This is a genomic window from Mucilaginibacter sp. (assembly GCF_028288105.1).
In the GTDB taxonomy this organism is placed as follows: Bacteria; Bacteroidota; Bacteroidia; order Sphingobacteriales; family Sphingobacteriaceae; genus Mucilaginibacter.
Genome location: NZ_JAQBOI010000215.1, coordinates 1 through 3,355, shown reverse-complemented (window position 1 = coordinate 3,355; position 3,355 = coordinate 1). Strand labels below are relative to the sequence as shown.

Sequence of the window (3,355 nt, the reverse complement as noted above, 5' to 3'; positions counted from 1 at the left end):
TACGGCCATATTATTAACTTAGGTTCTATAGCCGGTAAAGAGGTTTACGCTAATGGAAATGTATATTGTGCCACAAAGCATGCGGTTGACGCCTTAAATAAAGGTATGCGTATTGATTTGAACAATCATGGTATAAAAGTTACCGCCGTACATCCCGGCGCTGTAGAAACAGAGTTTTCTGAAGTGCGCTTTAAAGGGGATAAGGAACGCGCCAAAAAGGTTTACGAAGGCTTTGAGCCATTAGCCGCACAGGATATTGCCGAAACCATATGGTTTGTGGCATCGCGCCCGGCGCATGTAAACATAAACGAGCTTACTGTTATGCCAACGGCTCAAGCCACGGCAACAAATATATTCAGGAAATAAAGTAGATATGCAGATTTCAGATGTGCAGATATGCAAATGATAATAAATCCGAAATCGAACATTCGAAATCTGAAATAAAGCAATCACTAATTCACTAATTAAAGATATGTCATTATTAACACAAATAGACCAGGATATAAAACAAGCCATGCTGGCTAAACAACCCGATCGTCTAAGGGCGCTGCGTGCTATTAAATCGGCCATATTATTGGCTAAGACAGAAAAGGGCGCTGCTGAAGAATTAACTCAGGAAGCCGAGATAAAGGTGTTGCAAAAGCTGATCAAACAACGTAAAGAATCTGCAGACATATACAAAGCACAAAACCGCGAGGATTTGTACGATATAGAAATGGCAGAAATGTATGTAATAGAGCCTTATCTGCCGCAACAAATGACACGTTTCGAGATAGAAGGTTTTATACAGGAAGTTATTGAAAGGCTTGGCGTTACTTCAGTAAAGGATATGGGCAGGGTAATGGGAGTTGCTAACAAGGAGCTTGCCGGGCGTGCAGACGGAAAAACCGTATCTGAAGTGGTGAAACAACTGTTAGGTTAGTTCGATCGTATAATTATTGAGATAAAACCTGCAAGAATATTTTTATAATTATAATTTTACAGCAATTCGGGCTAAATTGAAATTGGTCTGATATATTTACAACAATACTTACACCGATCACACTATGAATTTTGTGCTTAAGGAAGAAAAGGGTTTTAGTTACATTGAAGAAGGCGAAGGTGAAACGTTGTTGTTGCTTCATGGGTTAATGGGCGCTTTAAGCAATTGGGATGAGGTTATTAACGAGTTTAGTAAGAATTACAGGGTTATAATACCTCTGTTGCCAATTTACGATCTGCCTTTATTAACTACAGGAGTCCGTAGCCTTTCAAAATTCGTACATAAGTTTATAAAGTTTAAACAGCTTAGTAATGTTACCTTGTTAGGGAATTCGTTGGGTGGACATGTTGGGCTGATATATGTGCTGGCACATCCGGGTTATGTTAAGGCCCTGGTTTTAACAGGTAGCTCTGGTTTATATGAAAATGCTTTCGGTGGATCGTTTCCACGCCGCGAGAGTATTGATTTTGTGAGAGAAAAGGTACAGTATACCTTTTATGATCCAAAAACGGCAACTGAAGAACTGGTGCAAGAGGTTTTTCAAATGATTAACGATAGGCATAAAGTAATAAGGATACTGGCCATGGCAAAATCGGCTATAAGGCATAATATGAAAACCGAGCTGCGTAAAATAACCATGCCGGTATCATTAATATGGGGTAGGGACGATAAAATTACGCCGCCGGAAGTTGCTGTTGAGTTTAACGAGCTACTGCCAAATGCCGAACTGCACTGGATTGATAAATGCGGGCATGCGCCAATGATGGAGCAACCCGAAGAATTTAATAAGTACTTGAAATTATTTTTAGATAAAATTAAAAAATAAACAAATGCTTGCAATTGAGCTAATATCTAACGCGATACCACCGGCACATACCTCTGATAGTATTCAGAAGGTATTTGACCGCATGGCAGAGTTTAGGGTTGGGCACCTGCCAATTGTAAACGAAGAACAGTTTTTAGGCCTGCTTAGTGAGGATGATCTGATAGAAGAAACAGATTATAATGCACCTATAGGTTCGCTGGCATTATCGCTGGTTAACCCATATGTGTTGGAAGAGCAACATATTTACGATGTTATTCGCCTGTTTTACGAGCGCAAGCTAACTGTAGTGCCGGTACTTAATATAAAAAAGGACTATCTGGGCTTAATATCCATCAATACCATGAATGAATACTTTGCCAAGCTGACTTCTGTATCAGAGCCAGGCGGTATAATTGTATTGGAGGTAGATAGTAAGAATAACTCATTGGCACACATGTCGCAAGTGGTAGAGTCTGATAATGCACAGATATTAAGCTCTTATACCCGCACTTTCCCGGATTCTACCCGGATGGAGGTAACCCTTAAAGTAAACAAACAGGATATATCAAATATTCTGGCTACATTTTTACGTTACAACTACGACGTTAAAGCTACCTTTAATTTCACCGACCATAATGATAACTCTATGGACAGGTTTGATTCGTTTATGAATTACCTGAACTTGTAACCGCACCTTATGAAAATAGCAGTTTACGGCAGGCAGTTTAACGATCCATCCGTTTTTCCATATATCCGCCAGGTATTTGACAGCCTTATACTGCACAAGGTTGAAATATGTGTGCATCCACAATTAAAGGAGTATCTGGAGGGAAACATAGATACATCTTCATTTTCGGTATTAAACTGCAGCCAACCCGAGAAAAACCATGTTGATGTTTTTTTAACCCTTGGGGGCGATGGAACCTTGCTGGATCTGGTAACCGTTATCCGCGATTCGGGTATCCCGGTTATCGGTATAAATTTTGGCCGGCTTGGCTTTTTGGCAAGTATCAACAAAAGCGATATAGCAGCCGCTATACACGCGGTAGTCAACAAGGAGTTTACACTTGACAGCCGCGAATTGCTGGTGATAGATTCTGATCAAAAAATATTTGGCGACAATAACTTCGCGTTAAATGATGTAACCATTCATAAGCGCGATGATTCGGCCATGATAACCACCCATGTTTCGTTAGATGGCGAGTTTTTAAACTCCTATTGGGGCGATGGCATTATTATATCTACACCAACCGGGTCTACAGCCTATTCGTTAAGCTGTAACGGCCCCATTATGTTCCCGCAATCAAACAGCATAGCATTAACCCCGGTTGCTCCCCATAATTTAAATGTGCGGCCTGTTGTGCTGCCAGACACCAGTATTTTATTGGTAGATATTGATTATAGAGGAAATAATTATATTGTATCGTGCGATAGCCGTACAGTTATAATTGATAAACCTATGCAGTTTAAGGTTTATAAAGCTGATTTTAAGCTTAATTTGATCCGCTTAAATAATGAAAGCTACTTATCTACGTTAAGGAAAAAGCTATTATGGGGTTTAGACGCCC

The 3,355-nt window shown here is 40.0% G+C and carries 5 protein-coding genes; all 5 read left to right on the top strand.

The genetic code is table 11. The features are described from left to right. Positions 1–366: SDR family NAD(P)-dependent oxidoreductase (locus tag JWQ85_RS14755; RefSeq protein WP_299469272.1), on the top strand; the 366-nt coding region annotated here is incomplete at its 5' end. A 106-nt stretch (positions 367–472) separates the two neighbouring features. After that, a complete protein-coding gene (locus tag JWQ85_RS14750; RefSeq protein ID WP_299469270.1) occupies positions 473–922 on the top strand; it encodes a GatB/YqeY domain-containing protein in 450 nt (149 codons plus the stop codon). Positions 923–1,046: 124 nt separating this feature from the next. Beyond that, the gene (locus JWQ85_RS14745) at positions 1,047–1,808 is read left to right on the top strand and encodes an alpha/beta hydrolase (RefSeq protein WP_299469268.1); all 762 of its coding nucleotides are present in this window, start codon (positions 1,047–1,049) and stop codon (positions 1,806–1,808) included. Between the two features lie 4 nt (positions 1,809–1,812). Next, on the top strand, positions 1,813–2,475 hold the full coding sequence (locus tag JWQ85_RS14740) for a CBS domain-containing protein (RefSeq protein ID WP_299469266.1): 663 nt from the start codon (positions 1,813–1,815) through the stop codon (positions 2,473–2,475). A 9-nt stretch (positions 2,476–2,484) separates the two neighbouring features. Beyond that, the coding region (locus tag JWQ85_RS14735; protein WP_299469264.1) for an NAD kinase at positions 2,485–3,355 on the top strand (871 nt) is incomplete at its 3' end.